Raw genomic sequence first — 22494 nt, 5'->3', positions numbered from 1 at the left:
ACTGTCCAGTAGCCGAAGAGGTTGCTGCGCGGTGTGGCGCAACGGCGATCCTGGCGCCTGCCTACGTCCGATTCGGGCAGACTGAGATTCTTCGGGCACACCGAGATTCGATGCCGAGGAGAGGGAGACGATGACGGAAGAACTGCGAACCGCGGTAGGTGAACTCATGCCGCGTGCCCGTGAGGATCTGAGTGCACTTGTGGCGATGAAGTCCGTCGCCGATGCACGGCAGTACCCGCCGGAAGAATGCGCGGCCGCTGCGCATTGGGTCCTGGAGGCATTCCGGGCTCAGGGTTTCGCCGATATCGAGGCGATCGAGACCTCCGACGGTTCGGCCGCGGTTGTCGGGCGTCGACCAGGCCCGGGCGGTGCTCCGACCGTTCTGCTGTACTGCCACTACGACGTTCAGCCGCCCGGAAACGAAGAGCTCTGGGGCTCCCCGCCTTTCACGCTCACCGAGCGCGACGGACGGTGGTACGGACGGGGCGCTTCCGACTGCAAGGGCAACGTCGTCATGCATCTGACAGCTCTGCGAGCGCTCGCCGCAGCCGGTGTGGACCCGAGCGTCCACCTGACGCTCGTCGCCGAAGGATCCGAGGAGATGGGCACTGGCGGTCTCGAGGATCTGGTGCGAGAGCGGCCCGAACTTTTTGCAGCCGACATGATCCTGATCGCCGATACCGGCAACACCGAAGTCGGGGAGCCGACGATCACGACGTCATTGCGCGGGATCGCGAACGTTGTGGTCCACGTGTCGACGCTCGAGGGTGAGATTCACTCCGGTGTCTTCGGTGGACCGGCGCCCGATGCGATCACCGCGCTGGTGCACATACTCTCGACGCTGCACGACAGCGCCGGAAACACCACTGTCGAAGGCTTGACCAACGACCAGGAATGGGCGGGTGTCAGTTATGACGGCGATCAGTTCCGCTCCGACGCCGGGGTGCTCGAAGGGGTGCAGCTGACTGGTTCCGGTTCGGTCGCCGAGCAGGTGTGGGCTCGTCCGGCGCTGACCATCCTGGGTATCGACTGCCCGCCGGTCGTGGGTTCGGCGGCGGCGATCACGCCCCGCGCGTCGGCGCGCCTGAATCTTCGTGTCCCGCCTGGCACGGATCCGGCGCAGGCACAGAAGTTGTTGACGGACCACCTCCGCGCGGCGGCGCCGTGGGGCGTCCACATCGAGGTCGTTCCGGAATCGACGGGATCGCCGTTCTCGTCCTCGACGGAGGGTGCAGGTTTCGCGCAGCTGAAGTCCGCGCTCACCGATGCCTACGGCCGCGAAGTCGGATTTGCCGGCCAAGGGGGATCGATACCGCTGTGCAGTGCACTGGCCGAGCAGTTCCCCGACGCGGAGATCGCGTTGATCGGCGTCGAGGAACCGCAATGCCGCATTCATGCGCCCGACGAAAGCGTCGACCCGTCGGAGATCGAGAATCTCGCTTTCGCGGAGGCTCTGTTCTTGAGCCGGTACGGGAGTTAGACCGACAGATCGCGTCGTAGCTTGGCGACGTGGCCGGTGGCCCGGACGTTGTACTGGGCCACCTCGATCTTGCCTTCCTCGTCGACGAGGAACGTCGAGCGGATGACGCCCTGGACGGTCTTGCCGTACATCTTCTTCTCACCGAACGCGCCCCAGGCTTCGAGCGTCGCCTTCTCGGGATCGGAGAGCAGCGGGAAGGTCAACTCTTCGGTATCGCGGAACTTCGCGAGTTTTGCGGGCTTGTCCGGCGAGATTCCGATGACTTCGAGGCCGGCGCCGTTCAGCTCGGCGAGGCTGTCACGGAAGTCGCAGGCCTGCTTGGTGCACCCCGGGGTGCTGGCCGCCGGGTAGAAGTACACGATGACCTTGCGGCCACGGTAATCGTGAAGGGAAACCTCGTTGCCATCGGCGTCTGGGAGCGTGAAATCCGGCGCGACGTCGCCGGCGGACAATCTACTGTTCTCGGTCACGGGAATCGAGGTTAGTCGAGAAATTGCGCGGCAGGTGGGCGCGAGGGCATTCTGCTCCTCTACGGTAGAGCGAAGTGTCGGCGCGCTGCGTCCGCACAGCAGACCCGCACACAGAGCAGCAGAACACAGACAAGTTGGAGGACACGTGCCCAGGGACACCGAGAGCATCGAACGCGAGATCGAGAAGGCGCGTAACCAGCTCGCGAGCACACTCGACGAACTGACGGTCCGCACCAACCCGAAGCGGCTGGTCGAGAACACCAAGAAGACGGTGCTCGCCAAGCTCAACGAGCCGGCAGTGAAGTACGCGCTGATCGCAGTCGGTTCAGTGGTGGGGCTACTCGTGGTCCGGAAGATCATTCGCTGACCCGAGTTGTCGAAGGCAGAACATGAAGAAGGCCCCCACCTGGTGAGGTGGGGGCCTTCTTGCAAGTGCGCCCACAGGGACTCGAACCCCGGACCCAGTGATTAAGAGTCACTTGCTCTACCAACTGAGCTATAGGCGCTCGCTCTTGCGAGACAGAACATTAGCCGACAGGCTCAGGAGTTTGCAAAACGCGTGTTCATCGTGGTGACGATGGTTACATCGCTTCCGGAATTCACGAGTGTGGAGGGTGCGAATCCGGCCAGCGGACGGTGCTTTCCAACTGCTGTGCGACGGCGAGAATGGTCGGTTCACCACCGCTGCGCCCGACCAGTTGGACGCTCAGGGGGAGTCCGCGTTCGGAGAACCCGGCGGGCACAGCGGCCGCCGGGTTGCCGCAGACATTCCAGATCGAACAGTAGGCGGCGATCGGCAACGCCTTGCGGACTGCTGACAGAAGGCCGGTTCCTTCGAGTTGTCCGATCGGGCGTGGCAGCGCGGGCGTGGTCGGCATCAGGACCAGGTCGAAGGTGTCGAAGACCTGGTTGACCGTCGCTGCGATTCGCTCACCTTTGCGGTAAGCGAATTTCCCGACGCGCGCGGGAGCGGCTATCCGGCCGATCGACGCGAGTGCTCGTGTGCGCTTCTCGAGTAACGCTGGATGATCGACGCGCAGTGCTTCGTCGCGGACGCCGCCGAGCACCTGGGGGAGAAATGCTGCAGTTGCGTCCGGGTACTCGGGATCGTGCTCTTCGACGTGATGTCCCAACGCGCTCAACATCTCTGCGATCGAATGCACCGCGGCAACGACCTCCGGGGACGGGCGGACGCCCCGGACCGGACTCCGGGTGGACACTGCAATGCGAAGCGGCCCGGGCGCCGACGCGGCTGACTCGGCAAAGCTGGTGCGGAGCGTTTCGGCTGTGTAGTCGTCGATCCCGGTGGTACCGGTTATCACGTCGTACACGAGCGCGCTGTCCTCGACGGAACGAGTGAGAGGGCCTACCGTGCCGAGTCCGCGCCAGAGGTTGCGGTTCGGCGCGGTGCTCACCCGACCGCGCTGCGGTTTGAGTCCGAACAACCCGCAGAACGCCGAAGGCAGTCGGATGGAACCGCCGCCGTCGCCGCCGATTGCCGCTGCGACCATGCCTGACGCGACGGCCGACGCAGATCCTCCGCTCGATCCGCCCGTGGATACGCCGGTGTCCCAAGGGTTTCTGGTGTAGCCGTTTGCAGCAGTCTCCGTGAAGGGCCAGATGCCGAACTCGGGCATCGTCGTCTTGCCGACGATCACCGCGCCGGCGTCGCGCAACCGCCGGACGACCTCCGAGTCAGCGGAGGCGATGCGGGTTGCCGCCGCACCGCCGTACGTCGTCGGCGTTCCGGCGACGTCGTTCTCGTCTTTGATCGCGATCGGAACTCCGTGCAGTGGGCCCAGGCTGTGGCCGTCGGCCTGGCGCTGATCGAGACGTGTCGCTTCGTCGAGCGCTTCGTCTGCGAGAACTCGCACAAAAGCATTGAGCGTCGAATCGAGGCGTTCGATACGGCGAAGTGTGTTCTCGGTGAGCTCGCGGGCCGATATTTCTCCGGACCGGATCAGAGCGGCCTGACCCGCAACCCCGGCAAATGCCAGCTCACTGCCCGGTGTGGTTTCGCGCTCGGTCATCAATCCTCCAGGCCGTGGTTCCGATAACTGTGAAGTCTATTCACCACAACCTGTTCACCACGACACAAAGAAAAATCCCCACCTTCCGAAGAAGGTGGGGACCTTTGCAAGTGCGCCCACAGGGACTCGAACCCCGGACCCAGTGATTAAGAGTCACTTGCTCTACCAACTGAGCTATAGGCGCTCGCTCTTGCGAGACAGAACATTAGCCGAATCGCCGGTTCGGGAGCAAATCGCCAGGTGGAGGCGTCACCGCTGTAGTCCGATCGGAGGAAATCCGCTGAAAGCGGTAACAAAACGGACGGTTCGGAGCGATTGATACTTGAACGTTACTGACGGCGTGGCCTTTCATGACCGTTGGTAACGAGCGCGCCTGGCATCATTGGGGCAGCGCAGTCATACCGCAAGTCCCACTTGCCTTCCGGTAAGTGGGATTCGCATGTGACGCGGAAGTTAGTCGGAGAAATTGTGAAGCGGAGTCGAACGATGAGTCGTCAAAGGTGGGGTCTGTCCGTGCGCGGGGGGAACGGTCGAGCGTCGAAGGGCGCGGCGATGATCGCGGCGTCTCTCGGTGCTCTCGTTCTGATGACCGCGTGCACGTCGGGCGGCAAGGACGTCAGTACCGAAGGGTCGGCGCCGATCGATTCCAATCCGCTCACCGAACTCATCAAGCCGAAACTCACCTCGACCGCTGCCGACGGCGCTGTCGGCTTCTCGCCGGGCGACCCGGTCAAGATCAACGTCGATGACGGCGCTCTGTCCGACGTGACGATGGTCAATCAGGACGGCAAGGCAGTTGCCGGCGCGATTGCTGCCGACGGTGCGTCGTGGACCACCACCGAGCCACTCGGCTACAACCGCAAGTACAAAATCGAGGCCCGCGCATTCGGATTGGGTGGCGCCAGTACGACGGTCACGTCCTTCACCACCAGCGCACCCGGCAACGTCACCAAGCCGTACGTCTTGCCCAACGAGGGTGACGTGGTCGGCATCGGTCAGCCCATCGCGGTGCAGTTCGACGAGATCATCCCAGATCGCAAGGCTGCCGAAGCCGCGATCACCGTCACCACGACTCCGGCCGTCGAAGGTGCGTTCTACTGGGTCAACAATCGTGAGGTCCGTTGGCGTCCGGAGAACTACTGGGCACCGGGCACCAAGGTCGACGTGAGCGTCAACGTGTACGGGCGCAATCTCGGCAAGGGAGTCTTCGGGCAGGAAGACGCGAAGAGTTCCTTCACCATCGGTGATGCCGTCATCGCCACGGCGGACGACAACACCAAGCAGGTCACTTTCCAGGTCAACGGTGAGACCGTCATGACCATGCCCACCTCCATGGGCAAGGACAGCACTCCCACCGACAACGGCGTCTACATCATCGGTGACCGCTTCGCGAACATGATCATGGACTCGTCCACGTACGGCGTCCCGGTCACCTCGGCGCAGGGTTACAAGACCCCCGTCGACTGGGCGACCCGAATGTCCTACAGCGGTATCTTCTTCCACTCGGCGCCGTGGTCGGTCGGGCAGCAGGGCTACTCCAACACCAGTCACGGCTGCCTCAACCTGAGCCCGTCCAACGCCAAGTGGGTCTACGACAACACCAAGCGTGGGGACATCGTCGTCGTCAAGAACACCGTCGGCGGCACTCTCTCCGGCACCGACGGCCTCGGTGACTGGAACATTCCCTGGAGCGTCTGGAAGACCGGCAACGCGGACGTCTGAGTGCGTCCCTGAAGCGCTGAACGCCAGAATGCCCCCGACCGTCCGGTTGGGGGCATTCTGCATCTGTCACCTGTTGTGAGCGAAAGTGCCTCTCGGTCTATCTGAGGCGACGGGAGGTACGTTCGCTCGGTGTCAGCGTCGACCGAACGCGTCCACTCCGGTCATCTCAGCGGACAGTGCCCACAATCTGCGTGCGTCGGCAGGATCGGTAGCCCAAGGTTTCACTCCGCCGACGCCCATGTCATCAGTCTGCGCGACGTCCGCGACGTTGCAGTCCTGGAGGTACGCGCCGGAGTGATCGGCGAGTATCGGTGCCGTCGCTGCCCACACCGTTGTAGCGGCGCCCTGGGAGGGAGTCTTGAACCCCGGCACGGCGTCGCCATTCGACGTCGTCCATCCGAGATCGTGTTTCTCCGATGCAGAGAAGTGACGTTGAAGGGGAGTGAGGATGCTCCCGGGATGGACGGAGAACGCACTGATACCGCGTGAAGCACCGGAGCTCGCCAGCTGTACAGCGAATAGAGCATTTGCAGTCTTGGCTTGACCGTACGCAAGCCAGCGGTCGTAACCGTTGCGGAAATGTATGTCATTCCAACGCACTCCCGACAGAAAATGTCCCGCCGACGAGACAGCGACTACGCGAGAACCGTTTGCGGGCATGGCTGGCACAAGCAGGTTCACCAGTACAAAGTGCCCGAGGTGATTGATCGCGAATTGTGATTCCCATCCGGAGCCGACACGGAGTTCCGGGCAGGCCATGACCCCCGCATTGCAGATGATGATGTCCGGAGTGATCCGGGATTCGAGAATTTCTCGCGCACACGATCTGACACTGCTCGGGTCCGACAGGTCGCACGCTCGCACTTCGATACCCGGAAGGTCGGCCACCGCCCTCCGTGCCTGTTCTGGTCGGCGGGCAAGAACTACAACTCGCGCGCCGACCGAAGAAAGTGACTGCGAAATCTCATATCCGAGTCCGGAGTACCCGCCGGTGACCAAAACCGTAGTGCCTGTTAAATCTTGTCCGGCAAGTACGTCGTTGGCAGTGGAGACTCGGGAGTATCCGGTGTTGATTTTGCGCTGGATGGAATTCATGGCTGCGACCGTAAAATCTGGAGTGCACTCCAGGTCAAGGAAAGGTCGCCAGGCAATGCGCGAACTGTCAATCGGTGACGTCGCTGTCCAGACCGGAATCAGTATCGATTCCCTTCGATACTTCGAACGTGAGGAATTGCTCGTTCACGAGGTTGCGCGCTCGGCAGGTGGGCGTCGGGTGTACTCCGAAAGCGATGTCTCTTGGTTGAAGCTGTGCAATCGCTTCCGAGATTCGGGTATGCCGATCGCCACTATCCGCGAATTCGCCGCGCTCGTCAGGTCAGGGCCAGGAAACGAGAAGGAGCGGCTTTCACTTTTGCAGTCGCATGAGGAGTTGATTCGATCCAGGATCGCTGCGATGCAGGACAACCTGACCGTCATCCACGACAAGGTTTCGGCATATGAGCGACACGTTCGCGAGGGGACCGTCGCAGGTGTCTGGGAGCCGCAACCGTCGCCCGAGTGATCGACGGCTGGGGCTATTTGCGGCGAATTCCAGCTACCCCGATGTGAGCGAAAGTGGCTTTCGGTCTATCTGAAGCGACCAGAGGTACGTTCGCTCGGCTCGGGCACGGGTTGCTCGGGAGCGCGCGATTTGTCGCGGTCGCCACCCCACCCACTTCGGGTGAACGTATCGCTGCCCCTGCCAGAGAATGGGAGCGATACGTTCACCCGGCTGTGGAAGGGGAGATTGGGGCTGGCGCACAAACCAAAAGAACCCCCGAAAATGTCTTTCGACACCTTCGGGGGTTCCGCTTGGGTGAGCGACGGGACTCGAACCCGCGACAGCCAGGATCACAACCTGGTGCTCTACCAACTGAACTACGCCCACCATTGCCTCGGCCACCGGTTTGACCCGGCTGCTTTGACGAAAGAGATACTAGCGCGAAAGTCGGTCAGGAAGCCAATCGGCAGGTCAGGCGGGACCCAAGCCCTCTACGACGGCTGCAATCTCCGCGCTCGACGGTCCGGGCGCCGCGACGAATGCAGTGCCGCGGTAGTACTTGAGTTCGCGGATGGATTCCTTGATGTCGGCGAGTGCCCGGTGGGCGAGACCTTTTTCGGGCTGGCCGAAGTAGATTCGCGGGTACCAGCGGCGGGAGAGTTCCTTGATGGAGCTGACGTCGATCATCCGGTAGTGCAGGTATGTGTCCAGTGCCGTCATGTCGCGTGAGATGAATCCGCGGTCGGTGGCGATGGAATTACCTGCCAAGGGTGCCGTACCGGCGACGGGAACGTGCTTGCGGATGTACGCGAGCACCTCTTTCTCCGCCTCGGCGAGGGTGACCGTCGACTTACGAACCTCTTCGGTCAGTCCCGACTTTGCGTGCATCTTCTTCACGACGTCGGGCATTGCAGCCAACGCGTCGTCGTCGGCGTGGATGACGATGTCCACACCTTCGCCCAAGATGTTCAAGTCGCTGTCGGTCACCAGAGCCGCAATCTCGATGAGTTTGTCCGACTCGAGTCGCAGCCCGGTCATTTCACAATCGATCCATACCAATTTGTCCTGCACCAGGAACACAGTAGTGCGCGCGGGCGCGGGATAAGGTCTGCGGTGGAAACTCGACGTGTGTGAGACGGCGTTCGGGTGATGACAAGAACTTCGCCGCATTGCAACGAGGAGGGCTTTTCGATGACCGTGGATCCGAAGGACGGAGCAGCGCCGCTGACGCCGGCGGAGAAGGCGAAAGCTGCCAAGGCTGCCGCTGCCGAAGCCGCTCGGATTGCAGCTGAAGCCGCGGCAGCAGCTGAGGAAGCAGAGAAGGAAGCGGCTGCCGCTGAGGCCGAAGCATCGGCCGGAGCCACCCCCGCTGCTCAGGCGCCCTCGGGTGCTGCCGCTGAAATCGCGGCGGGCTATTCATCTGAGGGGCGGGCACTCGAGCTCGGCTCGGTGGTGATCGACGGTGTGGCAGATCCCACCGCGCGGGTGCGGATTCCGTTGGCGACGATCAACCGTCACGGTCTGATCGCCGGTGCGACGGGTACCGGCAAGACCAAGACGTTGCAGGGCATCGCCGAGCAGCTGTCCGCCGCGGGTGTGCCGGTTGTGATGGCCGACGTCAAGGGCGATCTCTCGGGTCTGTCGAAGGCGGGGGATCCGAGCGAGAAGATGAAGTCTCGCGCAGTCGAGACGGGCGACGATTCGTGGACTCCCGCTGGGATGCCAGTCGAGTTCTTGTCGTTGGGAACGGACGGAATCGGTATCCCGGTGCGCGCGACCATCACCAGTTTCGGGCCGATCCTGCTCAGTAAAGTGTTGGGCCTCAACGAGACCCAGGAATCGACACTCGGGCTGATCTTCCACTGGGCCGACACTCAGGGCCTCGCCCTGCTGGACCTCAAGGATCTGCGTTCGGTCATCGCCCACCTGACGAGCGCTGAGGGCAAGGCCGATCTGAAGGGTATCGGCGGAGTTTCCTCGGCGACGGCGGGAGTGATTCTGCGCGCGTTGGTCAACCTCGAAGCAGATGGTGGTGACACCTTCTTCGGTGAACCAGAACTCGAAACCGAGGATCTGCTGCGTGTCGTCGGCGGTGCCGGTGTGATCACGCTGTTCGAACTCGGTGCCCAGGCGGCGCGCCCGGCAATGTTCTCCACCTTCCTGATGTGGGTGCTCGCGGACCTGTTCCAGACGCTGCCCGAAGAGGGAGATCTGGACAAGCCGAAGCTCGTGTTCATCTTCGACGAGGCGCACCTTCTGTTCGCGGACGCGTCGAAGGCCTTCCTGCAGCAGGTCGAACAGACGGTCAAGCTCATTCGTTCCAAGGGCGTCGGCGTGTTCTTCTGCACACAACTTCCGACCGACATTCCGAATTCGGTGCTGTCACAGTTGGGTGCGCGGGTTCAGCACGCCCTGCGTGCATTCACGCCCGACGATCAGAAAGCCCTCAACAAGACCGTCCGCACGTACCCGAAGACCGAGCACTACGACCTGGAAAAGGCACTGACTTCACTCGGCATCGGTGAAGCCATCGTGACCGTACTCTCGGAAAAGGGTGCGCCGACGCCGGTGGCCTGGACCAAGATTCGTCCTCCGAGGTCGCTGATGGACACCATCGGCAACGACGCGATCAAGGCGGCCGCGTTGTCGAGTCCCCTGAATCAGAAGTACGGCCAGACCATCGACCGCGAGTCGGCGTACGAGAAGCTGACGGCCAAGGTGGCCGGTGCTCCGACAGCGGATCAGTCCCTGGATCTTCCGTCGCTGCCCGATCTGCCGCCACCGTCGCCGGCCGAGCCGGAGGGCCCCAACATCGCCGAGCAGATCTTGGGCAACTCGGCTGTCAAGAGTTTCCTGCGCTCGGCGGCTTCGGCTGCGGGACGCGAGATTTCGCGAAACATCTTCGGCACCGGTAGTCGCCGCAGGCGCTGAGGCTCAGGCGCCCGCGAGGTCAGATGCCGACCTCGCGGGCCAGCAGGTCGTTGATCGATTCGCGCCTGATCAACGGCCGCGCAATCCCGCCCAGCACGGCGACGACCGGCGGCCGGCCGACGCTGTTGTAGGTGGAGGCCATGCTGTGGTGGTATGCGCCCGTACACGGCACTGCCAACAGGTCACCTTCATGTAGGTCGGCGGGAAGCCTTGCTCCGACGGCAATTTCGTCGCCCGATTCGCAGTGTCGCCCGGCGACGGTGACTTCCTGGAGCGGTGCGCGCGAATGTCGGTTCACCAGTTCGACGTCGTAGTGGCTGTCGTACAACGACACCCGAGGGTTGTCGCTCATCCCGCCGTCGACGGAGACGAAGGTTCGTCCCCCGCTGATCGACTTGATGTTCTGTACGCGATAGAGCGTGACTCCGGCCCGCGCAGCGATCGCTCGGCCAGGCTCGAGCACGATTTCGGGGCGAGGGAAGCGGTTTCGGGTGCACGCGTCGTCGAGAGTTTCGTCGATGACGTGAGCGAGGCGGGTCAAATCCAATTGGGCATCTCCCGGCACGTAGGCGATCCCATGGCCACCGCCGAGATCGAGTTCGGTGAGGATGATTCGATGCGAGCGTCGTATGTCGTCCATCTGTGCGATCATCGTCTCGATCGCGGGGCGGAAGAGTTCGGGATCGGTGATCTGGGAGCCGAGATGGCAATGCAGGCCGATGAGCTGCAGGTGCGTCGCGTTGGCGACGACGGATACCGTATGTTCCAGTTCTTCGGAAAACGCTGGTAGGCCGAACTTTTGGTCCACGATGCCCGTGGACACTGCCTTGTGTCCGTGTATGTCGATGCCGGGTGTGACTCTGACCAACACCTTCTGTCGGTGGGTGCACACCGACGCGAGCCGTACCGCTTCGCTGGGGGAGTCGAGGACGATCCGGCCGACACCCGCGTTGACCGCCGCCCTCAGTTCGGAAACCGATTTGGCATTGCCGTGCAGGATGATTCGGTGGGGGTCCACGCCCGCGGCAAGCGCGACGGCGAGTTCACCGGCGGAACAGACATCCACCCCGAGTCCCTCGTCGGAGACCCAGGTAGCCATCGCTCGAATCATCAATGCCTTGCCGGCGTACACGATCTCCGAGTCGGGGAAGATCTCTCGATACGTGCGGCAGCGGTGCCGCACGTCCGCCTCGTCGACGACGTACGTCGGTGTGCCGTACTGGTCCGCGATCTCTTCGAGGGAGACGTCGCCGATGCAGACACGCCCGCTGTGGTCGTGGCGAGTACTGATGGGCCGCAACGCAGGATCCATACGCGGTGTCATTGCGCCGCGTAGGGAGGGGAAGATTTCGAGTAGCGTCACGTCGATCTCCTGAAGGTGACCCGCCGTGTTGCGGGCTACTTTCAGATCTACTCCCGAAGATCACCGGTGGAGCGGATCTTGACGCTTACTTGACGCGCCGCCGAACGAGGTTGACGCGGCTCTGACGGCCTCGGCTTACTGTGCCTGTCGACTCACTGTGCTCGCCGCCGCCTCCATCCGAACCAACCGAGCACCGCGAGCAATGCCACCGCGGCGCCTCCGCCGATGACCGTCGATCGGTCGGCGGACACACCAACGGACGGAGTTCCGCCGGCACTCGGGGCGTAACCGGCGCCGTACACGGACTCGACCGCCGCTTGGATGTCGAACCCGGTTTCGGTAGCCGGCCCGCAGCTGTGCCCCTCGTGCTCGGCGTCGACGTCGTACGGCGCAGAAACGAACATCAGCTGCTCGGTGCCGAGCACGTAGCTTGTGCCACAACCGTTCCCGTTCGCGAGTGTCCCCACCGACGTCACCGATGCCAGATCGCCTTTGTAGACCCGGCTGACGTCGAACAGGTAGGTGTCCTCGAACCCGTCCGAAGTTTTCTCCGTCGGAGTCCCGAGGAAAACGGTGCTGGAGACGCTCACGGCTTCTTCCGGGGTAGCCGATGATGCGCACGAACATGCATTCGCTGCCGTGGGCAGCAGTAAGGGCAACCCTCCGTTCAAAAGAAGGATTGCCCCGACTGCCAGTGTTCTTCGCATCACCATTAACCGACTATATGGTCTGCTATGGCCTGCTCTGAGAAGTTTGAGTGAATCAGCCGCCGAGCTTCTTGTAGAACGTGCCCACGATCGGCGCAACGACGGCACGCGGGCTGTAACCGCCCGCGACGGACATCGCCTTGCTCAAGATGCCCGGTACGACGCGCATCTTGTTCTCGGCCAGGCCGTCGAGCGAGACCTTGGCGGTGTACTCGCTCGAGATCCAGAAGAAGTCCGGGACGAGCTTGTCGACGATCGACGCTTCGGCCGGGTCCGGGGTTTCGGTGCGTACGGGGCCTGGGGCGAGCAGGGTGACGTTCACTCCGGTGCCCTTGAGTTCACCTCGCAACGATTCCGCGAAGGTGTTCACGAACGCCTTGGTGGCGGCGTACGTCGCGTTGTTGGGGATCGGCATGTTTCCGGCCGCGGACCCGACCATCAGGATGGCTCCGGACTTGCGCGCGAGCATGCCGGGCAGCACGGCCAGCGTGAGATCGTGCACTGCAACGGCGTTGAGCTCGACCTGGTCGCGCTCGTAGGCCGGGTCCAGCTCGGCGATCGGCCCGAAGGTGGCGATACCGGCGTTGTTGCACAGGATGCTGATGTCGCGGCCACCGAGTTCCTCGACCAGAACGGCACGCGCCGCGCTGTCGGAGAGGTCCGATGCACGGACCTCCACCTCGACGCCGTGCGCGGCGCGAAGCTTCTCGGCGAGGGCCTCCATGACCTCGCCACGACGGGCAACGAGGATCAGGGAGTGTCCGCGTGATGCCAGATCAGCGGCCAGTGCCTCTCCGATGCCGGAGGAGGCGCCGGTCACGACGGCGCGGGCTGTGGTTGTGGGTGTCGGCAGGCTCACGATCAGTCAGCGTAGCCGGTCAGATCTTCGCGGCCAGTCGTGTGCCCTGTTCGATGGCACGCTTGGCGTCGAGTTCGCCAGCGACATCCGCGCCGCCGATGATGTGGGTCACCACACCCGCGACGGTCAGTTCGTCCACGAGATCGCGAACCGACTCCTGCCCGGCGCAGATGACGATGGTGTCGACCTCGAGAAGTCGGGGCTTCTCGTGCTTCTCACCGAAGGTGATATGCAGGCCGGCGTCGTCGATGCGCTCGTAGTTGACGCCCGAGAGCTCGTGGACGCCCTTGTTCTTGAGGGCCGCCCGGTGGACCCAGCCGGTGGTCTTCGCGAGGCCGGCGCCGATGCGTCCTGGCTTGCGTTGGAGGAGATAGACCTCCCGCTCGGAGAGCTCCGGTACCGGAGTGGTGAGAGCGCCCGGGGCCATTTCGGGTTCGGTGACGCCCCATTCCTGCTTCCACTCCTTGAGATGAAGAGTGGGGGAAGTGGGGTGCGTGAGGAATTCGCTCACGTCGACGCCGATGCCGCCGGCACCGATGACGGCGACGGACTTGCCGACGGGCTTGCCCTCTCGGACGACCTCGGCGTAGGTCAGCACCTTCGGGTTCTCGATGCCGGGGATCTTGGGAACCCGCGGCGTCACGCCGGTGGCAACCACGACTTCGTCGAAGGAGCCGATGAGATCTGCCGGTGCGACGCGGGTTTCGAGCTTGACCGTCACTCCGGCCACGTCCAGCATGCGGGTGTAGTAGCGAATGGTCTCGGCGAACTCTTCCTTACCCGGAATGAGCTGTGCGATCCCGAATTGCCCGCCGATCTTGTCCGAGGCCTCGAACAACGTGACCGAATGACCACGCTGAGCAAGATTGAGTGCTGCGGAAAGTCCGGCAGGACCGGCGCCGACGACGGCGAGATTCTTGGTCCGCCGAGTGGGGGAGAGGATCAGCGTGGTCTCACGGCCCGCGCGCGGATTGAGCAGGCAGGAGACCTGCTTGTGAACGAAGGCGTGGTCGAGGCAGGCTTGGTTGCAGGCAATGCACGTGTTGATCTCGTCGGACGCTCCGCGTTCTGCCTTGTTCACCCAGTCGGGATCGGCGAGCATCGGCCTGGCCATCGAAATCAACTGCGCGTCACCGCGGTTGAGGATCTCTTCGGCAGTCTCGGGCATGTTGATCCGATTCGAGGCGGCTACCGGAATGCCGACGTGCTTCTCGAGCTTGCCCGTGATGTCCACGAAGGCTGCTCGGGGAACCGAGGTGACGATGGTGGGCACCCGTGACTCGTGCCATCCGATGTCGGTGTTGATGATCGTGGCGCCGGCAGCTTCGACTTCCTTTGCCAACGAGACGATTTCATCCCAGGTCTGACCGCCCTCGACCAGGTCTGCCATCGACAACCGGAACACGATGATGAAGTTCGGGCCGACGGCCTTGCGTGTGCGTCGCACGATTTCGACTGCCATGCGTCGACGGTTCTCGGAACTGCCGCCCCACTGGTCGGTGCGCTTGTTCGTGCGCTCGCAGAGGAACTGGTTGATGAAGTAGCCCTCACCGCCCATGATTTCGACGCCGTCGTAACCCGCGGACTTGGCCAGACGCGCGCAGCGAACGTAGTTGCGGATCTGCCAACGCACCCCACGGCCGGTCAGCTTGCGCGGACGGAACGGATTGATGGGGGCCTTGATCGACGACGCGGAGACACTGAACGGCTGGTAGCTGTAGCGGCCGGCGTGCAGGATCTGCATGGCGATCTTTCCACCCGCGTCGTGAACCGCCTTGGTGATCCGGCGGTGACGGCGCGCTTCGATGCGGTTGGTCAGCTTGGCGCCGAAGGGTAAGAGCCAACCGGTGCGGTTGGGCGCGTAGCCGCCGGTGATGATCAAGCCGACTCCGCCACGGGCACGTTCGGCGAAGTACTCGGCCAGGCGGTCGGTGTCCTTCGCGCGATCTTCGAGGCCGGTGTGGATCGATCCCATGACGACGCGGTTCTTCAGCGTCGTGAATCCGAGGTCGAGCGGTTCGAGCAGGCGGGGGAACTGTGTATCCGTCATGACTGAAGATGTCCTTCCGTGGCGTACTCGCCAGTGTCTTCGGTGGCGGGCTCGCCAGTGTCTTCGGTGGCGTACTCGCCAGTGGGCAATGCGTCCAGAACTTCCTGGCACCAGTCGGTGAATCCTTCTTCGACGCGGATGCCGCCGCGAAGTACGAGGTACTGGTGCAGTGAAGAGCCGGAAAGCGCTGCTGGATTGGGGAAGTCACGCTTTTCGATGAGTCGGTAGACGTCGAGGCGGGCGGCGTGGCCGTCGCGGTGGCGAGCGACTTCGCGTCGTAGAGCGGGGAGATCGGCGTGCGCAGCGGCCCTGATCTTGATGGCCAACTCGTTGCGCAGGTGGTTCGGTTCGGACGGCTCTGCGATCCATCGGGTCAGTTCGGCGCGGCCGGCATCGCTGACGCGGTACATTTTCTTGTCCGGTCGGCCGTCCTGCGCGATGGCCTCCACCTCCACCCAGCCTGCCTCGTCCATTCGCTTGAGGACTCGGTAGATCTGCTGGTGCGTCGCGCTGTGGAAGAAGCCGATCGACTTGTCGAACCGGCGTGTGAGGTCGTATCCCGACGCATCCTGTTTGGACAGGGAGACGAGCAACGCATGTTCGAGTGCCATGGAAAAAGTATCTATGCACTCAGGTGCGTATGCAACTAAGTGCGTACTAACTCGGGTGCATAGAGCGTCTTGTATGTCGACTTCGGAGAGAGGCGCCGAGTCGCCCGCGCGCAGTTAGGCTTCGCCGTATGAGCGCCGAGTCCACGAGCACGCAGGCAGAGCCACCCGCAGGCATCGGCGGTGCGGCCACGAAGAGTCAAGTGTTCGCATGGGGGCTGTGGGATTGGGGATCGGCCGCATTCAACGCAGTGATCCTCACGTTCGTCTTCTCGGTCTATCTCACCGACGCGGTCGGTGACGACCTTCCCGGCACGATTTCGGCAACTACGTGGCTCAGCTGGGCACTCGGAATCGCCGGCTTCTTCATTGCGATTCTCGCTCCGATCACCGGACAACGTTTCGATGCGTCGGGTAAACGTAAACTCTCGCTCGCGATACTGACCGGCATCACCGTGCTCTCGATGGCGGGCCTCTACTTCGTCGAGGACAACTACCGCTATCTGTGGCTCGGATTGGTTCTGCTCGCAATCGGTTCGGTGATCTTCGAGCTTGCCGGCGTTCCCTACAACGCCATGATGCGGCAGGTGTCGACACCGGAGAATCTGGGTAGAGTCTCCGGCTTCGGCTGGGCCATGGGATATTTCGGCGGAATCGTGCTGCTGTTGCTGTGCTACTTCGGGTTCATCGTCGGCGACGGCGACACTCGGGGATTCCTCGGATTGACCACCGACGGCGGCATGAACATCCGGATGGTGGCACTGCTGGCTGCAGTGTGGTTCGCGGTCTTCGCGATTCCGGTGTTCTTCAAGGTTCCCGAGTTGCCCAGCCCCGCGGTCGATCCGGGAGCGTCCAAGGCCGGGTTCCTCGACTCCTATCGGGTGTTGTGGCGCGATCTGCGCGAACTCTGGAACGTCGACAGGCGCACGATCTGGTACCTGATCGCGAGCGCGCTCTTTCGTGACGGTCTCGCGGGCGTGTTCACCTTCGGAGCCGTGCTGGCTGTCAACGTCTACGGAATCAGTGCGGCCGACGTGCTGTTGTTCGGTGTTGCGGCCAACGTGATTTCCGCAATCGGTGCATTGGTGGCCGGACGTTTCGACGATCGGATCGGACCGAAACAGGTCATCACCGTCTCGCTGGCGTCGATGATCGTGGTCGGCGCGATCCTGATCGCGGTGTCCGGGCCGGTGATGTTCTGGATCTTCGGTCTCGCGCTCTGCCTCTTCGTCGGGCCCGCTCAGTCTTCGGCACGAACCTTCCTGGCGCGCATCACCCCGCCTGGGCGTGAAGGTCAGATGTTCGGCCTGTATGCGACCACAGGCCGAGCAGTGTCGTTTTTGGCACCGACACTGTTCGGCCTGTTCGCATGGCTCTTCGGTGCAGACCGTGCCGGCATCATCGGACTGCTGGTGGTTCTCGGCGTCGGCCTTGCCGCATTGTCGATGGTGAAGGCGCCGGAAGGGGACAGTGCGCTGCCCGTCAATCCTTGAAGTAGACCAACTGGTGTGTCGTAGCGAGCAATGCGCCGTCACTGCCCCAAATTTCGGCCGACTGATCGAAGTACCCGTTGCCGAACCGTTGGGTCCGCGCGGTTCCCAGCACGGAATTGTCTGCCTGTTCGGTCAGCGTCTGAGCGTCGGCGTGGAAGTAGATGGTCATCGAGACCGTCCCAGCCGGTGCCATCTTGCCTCGGCGCAAGAAAACTCGTGGGAAGAAGACATCGCACAGTGCGGTCAGCGACGTGAAGTCGAGAGCGCGTGCCGGTTGATCGCGCACCCAGAGCGTCGTTGTCGAGTCGGGATGCTCGCCCGACTCCAGGTCGGGGATCGCACCCTCGACAAAGCGCATTTCGTAGTTCTGTGCCCAGGCGATGAACTCGGGGAACGGCAGCAGCGTAACGTCTTCGGCCGACGGAACTTCCGGCATCGTGATCTCGGTAGACGACCAGGTTTCACGCCTGGTACCGAACACTGCCGTCGCGGTAGTGGCGACGGTTCCGTCCTGAGAAAGTTCGATGGACCAGTGTTGCGTCGAGCGGTTGGTGCGCACCGGCCGCGCGGAGATCTCGAAGGCGCCCTCGGTGATCGGACCGGCAAAGTTGACGGTCAACGACAGCGGATCGCCGAGGCGTTCGGGGTGCTTCAGTACAGATTCGAGCAACGTGGCAGCGGTGACGCCGCCGAACGGCCCGACCATGTTGTTGTACGCCGGATTGGTCTCGCCGGTCGACAAGCCGGCGGTGAGTGGCGTCAATCCGACAGCAGCGTCGAAAGGATGGGGTGGTGCAACGGTCTCGGTCATCGCAGAACTCCTGGTGATGGAATCAATTCGGCTCTATGTATGACAACATACATAGAGCCGAATTCGTCGCGGCGATCAGGATCCTGCACGTGCGAGGATCGCCTCGGCCAACTCTTCGGCTCGCTCTTCCGGAATCCAGTGACTTCCGCCGTCGAGCACGACGAACTCGTAGGGGGCGTCCACGAATTCACCACAGCGTTCTGCGCCTGCGCGGCCGAGCGCTGTGTCGCCGGTGCTCCAGACATACGTGGTCGGCACGGTGGTGCGATCGATGTCGCCGAAGTCGCGGGTCATCGCGCGGTACCAGTTCAAGGCGCCGGTCAGCGCGCCCTCCCCGCTCAGGACACGAATGTGCTCGTCGGCGAATTCAGGATCGATCTGGCCGTCGAACATAGCGCGCAGCCGGCGAAAGTTGTCCTCCGACAACACTTCCTCGGCTTTGCCCTCCTGTCGGAGAAGTCCGATGTACGACGAGCGTTGTTTTTGGTCCTCGTCCTCGCGGAGTGCCCAGCCGAAGGCGGTGGGGTGGGGGACCGAGATCGCGGTCAGACTGCGGATCCGGTTCGGATGGCGACCGGCGACCTGCCAGGCGACCGCCGAACCCCAGTCGTGGCCGACCAGATGCGCGTCGGACAGGCCGAGTGCGTCGAGCAATCCGACGACGTCGGCTACCAGATGCTCGATCTTGTAGGCATCCACCCCTTCGGGGCGCGCGCCGGCGGAGTAACCGCGCTGATTCGGTGCGATAACGCGGTAGCCCGCTGCGGTGAGCAGTGGTGTGACCTTGCCCCAGGATGCGGCGCTCTCCGGGAAGCCGTGCAGCGCTACCAGCGGAATGCCGTCGTCCGGGCCCGAGATCAGTACGTCGAAGGTGAGGTCGCCAACGGGGATTTCGTATGTACTCGTGGAAGACATGACTCTCACCGTACGTCGAAAAGGTGAACCCGAGGTCAGTTTCGAGGTGGATTCCAGGTGGCCATTCCGAGCATGATGACTCGCAGTTGCTTCTCGGCTCGTGTGATGACGGCGGCTTCGTCGCGATACCCGGCCGTCCCGGCGTCCAGCAGTTCGACGACAGCGCTGAACATCGTCGAGACGATCAGGTCGGCAGCCATTTCCAGATCGTCCGACGACCAGCTTTCCAGTCCGGCAATTCTGGAGAGGTCGATGGTCAGTTCGCTGACGAACAACCGCATTTCAGTGGCTATCGCACGTCGTACCTCACTGACGCCGCTGTAGCGTTCGCGGCAGAGGAACCGAAACTGTCGCTCGTGTGTATGCACTTGTCGCACAAGGATGCCCAGTGACGGAGCGGCGTCCTTGGTGCTGGGATTACGCCTTGCGTCGCGCAGCATCTGGCGCAACATGCGCATGCTCTCTTCGACGAGGACGACACCGACGTCCTCCAGTGAAGCGAAGTGGCGGTAGAACGCAGTCGGAACGATCCCGGCTTCCCTGGCTACCTCTCGCAAGCTGATTCCGGCGAAGCCCCGATCGGCCGAGAGGTCCATGGCAGTGTCCAGGAGCGCTTGGCGTGTGCGTTCCTTCTTTGCGGCACGACTTTCCGGCTCCCTGTTGTCGGGTTCCCTGCGCTCTGGGTTCACCGGTCCGGCCTTCGTCACGACGTCGAGTGTAGGTACAGGCATTCCGGCTCCTTTCGGCAACTCGTGTAACTCGGATCACATTCTTGTTGACATGTACTTGTGTGCACCTGTCACACTATCTTCGGTGAACATTTGTACACTGAATTCACGCAGTCGGGGGAAGCTAGCGCAGCAATCGAGATACCCGGCAATCGAAGTACGAGGAGGGTCATGACAATCGCATCTGCTCCTGAGAACACGACACCGAAGTCCACACCTCGGCGCGGACTGTCCTTGGTGGGACTGATCGAAGCCATGGCTGCTCCACATCAGATCGACCGATACCTCGAGTTGGTCAACCCGATGGCGACCGTTCGTGACATTCGCGCGCAGGTTGTCGCTGTCGACCATCCGACGGCTGACTCCGTCACTCTCACGCTGCGCCCGACGCGCCAGTGGCGCGGTTTTCAGGCGGGCCAGTTCGTGCAGTTGGGCGTGGTGATCGACGGTGTTCGTCACACTCGCTGCTACTCGCCGGCCGGGGGCGCGTCTACGCGCAGCGGGCTGATCGAGCTCACCGTCAAAGCCCATCCGGGTGGCTTGGTGTCGCAGTATCTGTACGCCAACGCAGCGCCCGGGCTCGTTGTCAGCCTCTCGCAGGCAGACGGGGTGTTCTCCCTTCCCGTCGACCGCCCGCGTCGGGTGTTGTTGATCAGTGGCGGCAGTGGAATCACCCCGGTCATGTCGATGCTTCGGACGCTGGTGGAGGAGCAGCACTCGGGCGAGATCGTGTTCGTGCATTACGCGAACACCGATGCCGACGTGGCGTACACGCGCGCGCTGAAGACCATCGCCGAGCAGAACCCGAACGTGAAACTGGTACTCGTGTACACCGAAAGCGGTGGAGGTGACCTCGAAGGTTTCTTCGATCGCGGGCACCTCGACGCGGTGGCTCCTTGGATCGCCGATCCGGACACGATCGACGCTCAGGCTTATCTCTGCGGACCTCCCGGACTGATGCGGGGAGTGCGTGAGGTGTTCCGTGAGGTCGACGTCGAGCACTTGCTCAACACCGAGGAGTTCGCGCCGGCGGTGGCCGAGCCGGGGGAGGCCGGCGGCGAGGTGTCATTCACCAAAAGTGGGGTGGCGGCCGAGAACTCCGGCGAAACACTTCTCGAACAAGCAGAAGCTGCGGGCCTCAATCCCGAGTACGGATGCCGGATGGGAATCTGCTTCTCCTGCACCTCCGTCAAGAAGGCGGGCCGTACCCGAAACGTGCGCACCGGTGAGACAGACGACGAGCCGGACAAGAAGATCCAGCTGTGCGTCAGTGCTCCCGTCGGCGACGTCACCGTCGACATCTGAAGTCCCATTTTCCACACGACTGTCTGGAGACCGACATGTTTGGACTTTCACTTCCCACCCTCCCGTTCCTCGGCAACGGTTCCGATGCGAAGGACGACGCTCCCGTCGTCCTGACGTACGAGCAGGTCGAGGAGATCGGCCGCGAGTTGGACGCATTGCGCGATCGCACCGTCGCCTCGCTCGGGGCGGAGGATCGGGAGTACATCTACAAGATCATCAAGGCTCAGCGCGGGTTCGAGGTCGCAGGTCGCGGCTTGATGTACCTCGGCTTCCTGCCTCCGGTGTGGCTCGCGGCAGTCGGTGCATTGAGCGTGTCCAAGATCCTCGACAACATGGAGATCGGCCACAACGTCATGCACGGTCAGTACGACTGGATGCGTGAACCAGGGCTCAATTCCGAAGTCTTCGAATGGGATACGGTGTGCCCGGCCGACCAGTGGCGTCACTCGCACAACTACATGCATCACACGTACACCAATATTCTCGGCAAAGACCGTGACATCGGATACGGCATCCTGCGTATCGACGACGCGCAGAAGTGGAACCCCTATTACCTCGGTAATCCGGTCTGGGCCTTCGCCTTGATGGTGCTCTTCGAGTGGGGCGTGATGATGCACGATCTCGAGATCGAGAACGTCATCCAGGGCAAACGCAAGTGGCACGACGTCAAGCCGCTCCTGAAGGGCTGGTGGAACAAGGCGGGCAAGCAAGTCCTCAAGGACTACGTCATCTTCCCGGTTCTCACGGGGCCGCTGTTCGTGACCACTCTCGCGGGGAATGTCACCGCCAACCTGGTCCGGAACGTGTGGACGTACTCGATCATCTTCTGTGGCCATTTCCCCACCGGTGTCCAGAGTTTCACCGAGGACGAGACGGCCGACGAGACTCGCGGGCAGTGGTACGTGCGTCAGATGCTCGGCAGCGCCAACATCGAGGGAAGCCCGCTCTTCCACATCATGTCCGGCAACCTCTCGCACCAGATCGAGCACCACCTGTTCCCGGACCTGCCTGCGCATCGTTATCCGGAACTCGCTCCCCAGGTGAAAGAATTGTGCGGGAAGTACGGTTTGCCGTACAACACCGGTGGGTTCTTCAAGCAGATCGGTTCGGTATGGGGCAAGATCTTCAAGCTCGCTCTTCCGCCCGGTTTGGTCAAGTCGACGACCCCTCCCGGTGTTATCGTCGAGCGCCAGCGAACTGCAGCCTGAGAGGCACACACTGATGGTCGGGAAATTCGAACGCCGCAAGGACACGGTCCAGGAACTGACCGAAAGTGCAGCCAACCACGTGGGCTCGATCGCGATGATCATCGCCGGGGCCGTTCGAGACGTGACGCGCGAGATCGGCGACTGGGTGTCCGACGGAATCGAGATGCGTGAAGCAGCGAAAAAGGCTGCAGCTGACGATCGTTCGGAGTCCGTGACCATCGAGCACGACGACAGCGATCCACCTGAAGACTGGCGTTGATTCACCGCGGCGGAC

At 62.7% G+C, this 22494-nt stretch carries 21 protein-coding genes and 3 tRNA genes; 9 read left to right on the top strand and 15 right to left on the bottom strand.

Annotated features, from left to right (window positions below; translation table 11 throughout):
• Nucleotides 1-130 precede the first annotated feature (130 nt).
• Complete coding sequence (locus tag A0W34_RS18560) at nt 131-1480, top strand: dipeptidase (RefSeq protein ID WP_007733289.1); 1350 nt, start codon at nt 131-133, stop codon at nt 1478-1480.
• Here A0W34_RS18560 and bcp read toward each other — a convergent pair.
• Nucleotides 1477-1950 (bottom strand): thioredoxin-dependent thiol peroxidase, encoded by a 474-nt coding sequence (gene bcp, locus A0W34_RS18555; RefSeq protein WP_007733290.1) that lies wholly within the window; start codon nt 1948-1950, stop codon nt 1477-1479. The two genes, A0W34_RS18560 and bcp, sit on opposite strands and share 4 nt — an antisense overlap.
• A gap of 145 nt (nt 1951-2095) precedes the next feature.
• Here bcp and A0W34_RS18550 point away from each other — a divergent pair, with 145 nt between their 5' ends.
• On the top strand, nt 2096-2317 hold the full coding sequence (locus tag A0W34_RS18550) for a DUF3618 domain-containing protein (RefSeq protein ID WP_003945299.1): 222 nt from the start codon (nt 2096-2098) through the stop codon (nt 2315-2317).
• A gap of 66 nt (nt 2318-2383) precedes the next feature.
• On the opposite strand, the gene A0W34_RS18545 is transcribed toward A0W34_RS18550, so the two are convergent.
• From A0W34_RS18545 to A0W34_RS18535, 3 genes are all read right to left on the bottom strand, one after another.
• Nucleotides 2384-2456, bottom strand: a tRNA-Lys gene (locus A0W34_RS18545).
• A gap of 93 nt (nt 2457-2549) precedes the next feature.
• Nucleotides 2550-3980 (bottom strand): amidase, encoded by a 1431-nt coding sequence (locus A0W34_RS18540; protein ID WP_081558066.1) that lies wholly within the window; start codon nt 3978-3980, stop codon nt 2550-2552.
• Between the two features lie 111 nt (nt 3981-4091).
• A tRNA-Lys gene (locus A0W34_RS18535) sits at nt 4092-4164 on the bottom strand.
• Nucleotides 4165-4532: 368 nt separating this feature from the next.
• On the opposite strand from A0W34_RS18535, the gene A0W34_RS18530 reads away from it, so the two are divergent.
• On the top strand, nt 4533-5702 hold the full coding sequence (locus A0W34_RS18530) for a L,D-transpeptidase (RefSeq protein WP_442971950.1): 1170 nt from the start codon (nt 4533-4535) through the stop codon (nt 5700-5702).
• 132 nt (nt 5703-5834) lie between these two features.
• Here A0W34_RS18530 and A0W34_RS18525 read toward each other — a convergent pair whose 3' ends face one another.
• Nucleotides 5835-6797 carry an oxidoreductase gene (locus A0W34_RS18525; protein WP_081558064.1) on the bottom strand — a complete coding sequence of 321 codons (963 nt, stop codon included), beginning with the start codon at nt 6795-6797 and terminating at the stop codon, nt 5835-5837.
• Between the two features lie 55 nt (nt 6798-6852).
• Here A0W34_RS18525 and A0W34_RS18520 point away from each other — a divergent pair, with 55 nt between their 5' ends.
• On the top strand, nt 6853-7263 hold the full coding sequence (locus A0W34_RS18520) for a MerR family transcriptional regulator (protein WP_054782262.1): 411 nt from the start codon (nt 6853-6855) through the stop codon (nt 7261-7263).
• Between the two features lie 293 nt (nt 7264-7556).
• On the opposite strand, the gene A0W34_RS18515 is transcribed toward A0W34_RS18520, so the two are convergent.
• A tRNA-His gene (locus A0W34_RS18515) sits at nt 7557-7629 on the bottom strand.
• A gap of 84 nt (nt 7630-7713) precedes the next feature.
• Nucleotides 7714-8313 carry an oligoribonuclease gene (gene orn, locus A0W34_RS18510; RefSeq protein ID WP_024487359.1) on the bottom strand — a complete coding sequence of 200 codons (600 nt, stop codon included), beginning with the start codon at nt 8311-8313 and terminating at the stop codon, nt 7714-7716.
• A gap of 120 nt (nt 8314-8433) precedes the next feature.
• Here orn and A0W34_RS18505 point away from each other — a divergent pair, with 120 nt between their 5' ends.
• A complete protein-coding gene (locus A0W34_RS18505; RefSeq protein WP_075833688.1) occupies nt 8434-10173 on the top strand; it encodes a helicase HerA-like domain-containing protein in 1740 nt (579 codons plus the stop codon).
• A 19-nt stretch (nt 10174-10192) separates the two neighbouring features.
• Here the strand turns inward: A0W34_RS18505 and lysA are convergent, their stop codons facing one another.
• The 5 genes from lysA to A0W34_RS18480 all read right to left on the bottom strand — a co-directional run bounded on the left by lysA (nt 10193) and on the right by A0W34_RS18480 (nt 15763).
• A complete protein-coding gene (gene lysA / locus A0W34_RS18500; protein ID WP_081558063.1) occupies nt 10193-11536 on the bottom strand; it encodes a diaminopimelate decarboxylase in 1344 nt (447 codons plus the stop codon).
• A 152-nt stretch (nt 11537-11688) separates the two neighbouring features.
• The gene (locus A0W34_RS18495) at nt 11689-12126 is read right to left on the bottom strand and encodes a hypothetical protein (RefSeq protein WP_063316250.1); all 438 of its coding nucleotides are present in this window, start codon (nt 12124-12126) and stop codon (nt 11689-11691) included.
• Nucleotides 12127-12298: 172 nt separating this feature from the next.
• Nucleotides 12299-13102 (bottom strand): mycolate reductase, encoded by an 804-nt coding sequence (gene cmrA / locus A0W34_RS18490; protein WP_007733327.1) that lies wholly within the window; start codon nt 13100-13102, stop codon nt 12299-12301.
• Nucleotides 13103-13121: 19 nt separating this feature from the next.
• Nucleotides 13122-15152: an NADPH-dependent 2,4-dienoyl-CoA reductase gene (locus tag A0W34_RS18485; protein ID WP_081558062.1), complete on the bottom strand. Its 2031-nt coding sequence runs from the start codon at nt 15150-15152 to the stop codon at nt 13122-13124.
• On the bottom strand, nt 15149-15763 hold the full coding sequence (locus tag A0W34_RS18480) for a PadR family transcriptional regulator (RefSeq protein WP_081558061.1): 615 nt from the start codon (nt 15761-15763) through the stop codon (nt 15149-15151). Before A0W34_RS18480 ends, A0W34_RS18485 begins: the two co-directional genes overlap by 4 nt.
• A 128-nt stretch (nt 15764-15891) precedes the next feature.
• On the opposite strand from A0W34_RS18480, the gene A0W34_RS18475 reads away from it, so the two are divergent.
• Complete coding sequence (locus A0W34_RS18475) at nt 15892-17253, top strand: MFS transporter (protein ID WP_007733331.1); 1362 nt, start codon at nt 15892-15894, stop codon at nt 17251-17253.
• Here A0W34_RS18475 and A0W34_RS18470 read toward each other — a convergent pair.
• The 3 genes from A0W34_RS18470 to A0W34_RS18460 form a co-directional block, all read right to left on the bottom strand.
• Nucleotides 17243-18064, bottom strand: coding sequence for an acyl-CoA thioesterase (locus A0W34_RS18470; RefSeq protein WP_007733332.1), 822 nt, complete (start codon nt 18062-18064; stop codon nt 17243-17245). The two genes, A0W34_RS18475 and A0W34_RS18470, sit on opposite strands and share 11 nt — an antisense overlap.
• Nucleotides 18065-18139: 75 nt before the next feature.
• Complete coding sequence (locus tag A0W34_RS18465; protein WP_003945355.1) at nt 18140-18979, bottom strand: alpha/beta fold hydrolase; 840 nt, start codon at nt 18977-18979, stop codon at nt 18140-18142.
• 35 nt (nt 18980-19014) lie between these two features.
• Nucleotides 19015-19710, bottom strand: coding sequence for a TetR family transcriptional regulator (locus A0W34_RS18460; RefSeq protein WP_081558060.1), 696 nt, complete (start codon nt 19708-19710; stop codon nt 19015-19017).
• A 168-nt stretch (nt 19711-19878) separates the two neighbouring features.
• On the opposite strand from A0W34_RS18460, the gene A0W34_RS18455 reads away from it, so the two are divergent.
• From A0W34_RS18455 to A0W34_RS18445, 3 genes are read left to right on the top strand one after another with little or no spacing between them, the layout of a single operon-like run.
• A complete protein-coding gene (locus A0W34_RS18455; protein ID WP_050656813.1) occupies nt 19879-21012 on the top strand; it encodes a ferredoxin reductase in 1134 nt (377 codons plus the stop codon).
• A 35-nt stretch (nt 21013-21047) separates the two neighbouring features.
• A complete protein-coding gene (locus A0W34_RS18450) occupies nt 21048-22220 on the top strand; it encodes a fatty acid desaturase family protein (RefSeq protein ID WP_003945297.1) in 1173 nt (390 codons plus the stop codon).
• A gap of 13 nt (nt 22221-22233) precedes the next feature.
• Complete coding sequence (locus tag A0W34_RS18445; RefSeq protein ID WP_003945295.1) at nt 22234-22479, top strand: hypothetical protein; 246 nt, start codon at nt 22234-22236, stop codon at nt 22477-22479.
• Nucleotides 22480-22494 lie beyond the last annotated feature (15 nt).

Origin of the sequence: Rhodococcus sp. BH4 (genome assembly GCF_002079265.1) — a bacterium.
In the GTDB taxonomy this organism is placed as follows: domain Bacteria; phylum Actinomycetota; class Actinomycetes; order Mycobacteriales; family Mycobacteriaceae; genus Rhodococcus_F; species Rhodococcus_F qingshengii.
This window is presented reverse-complemented; position numbering and strand designations above follow the sequence as displayed.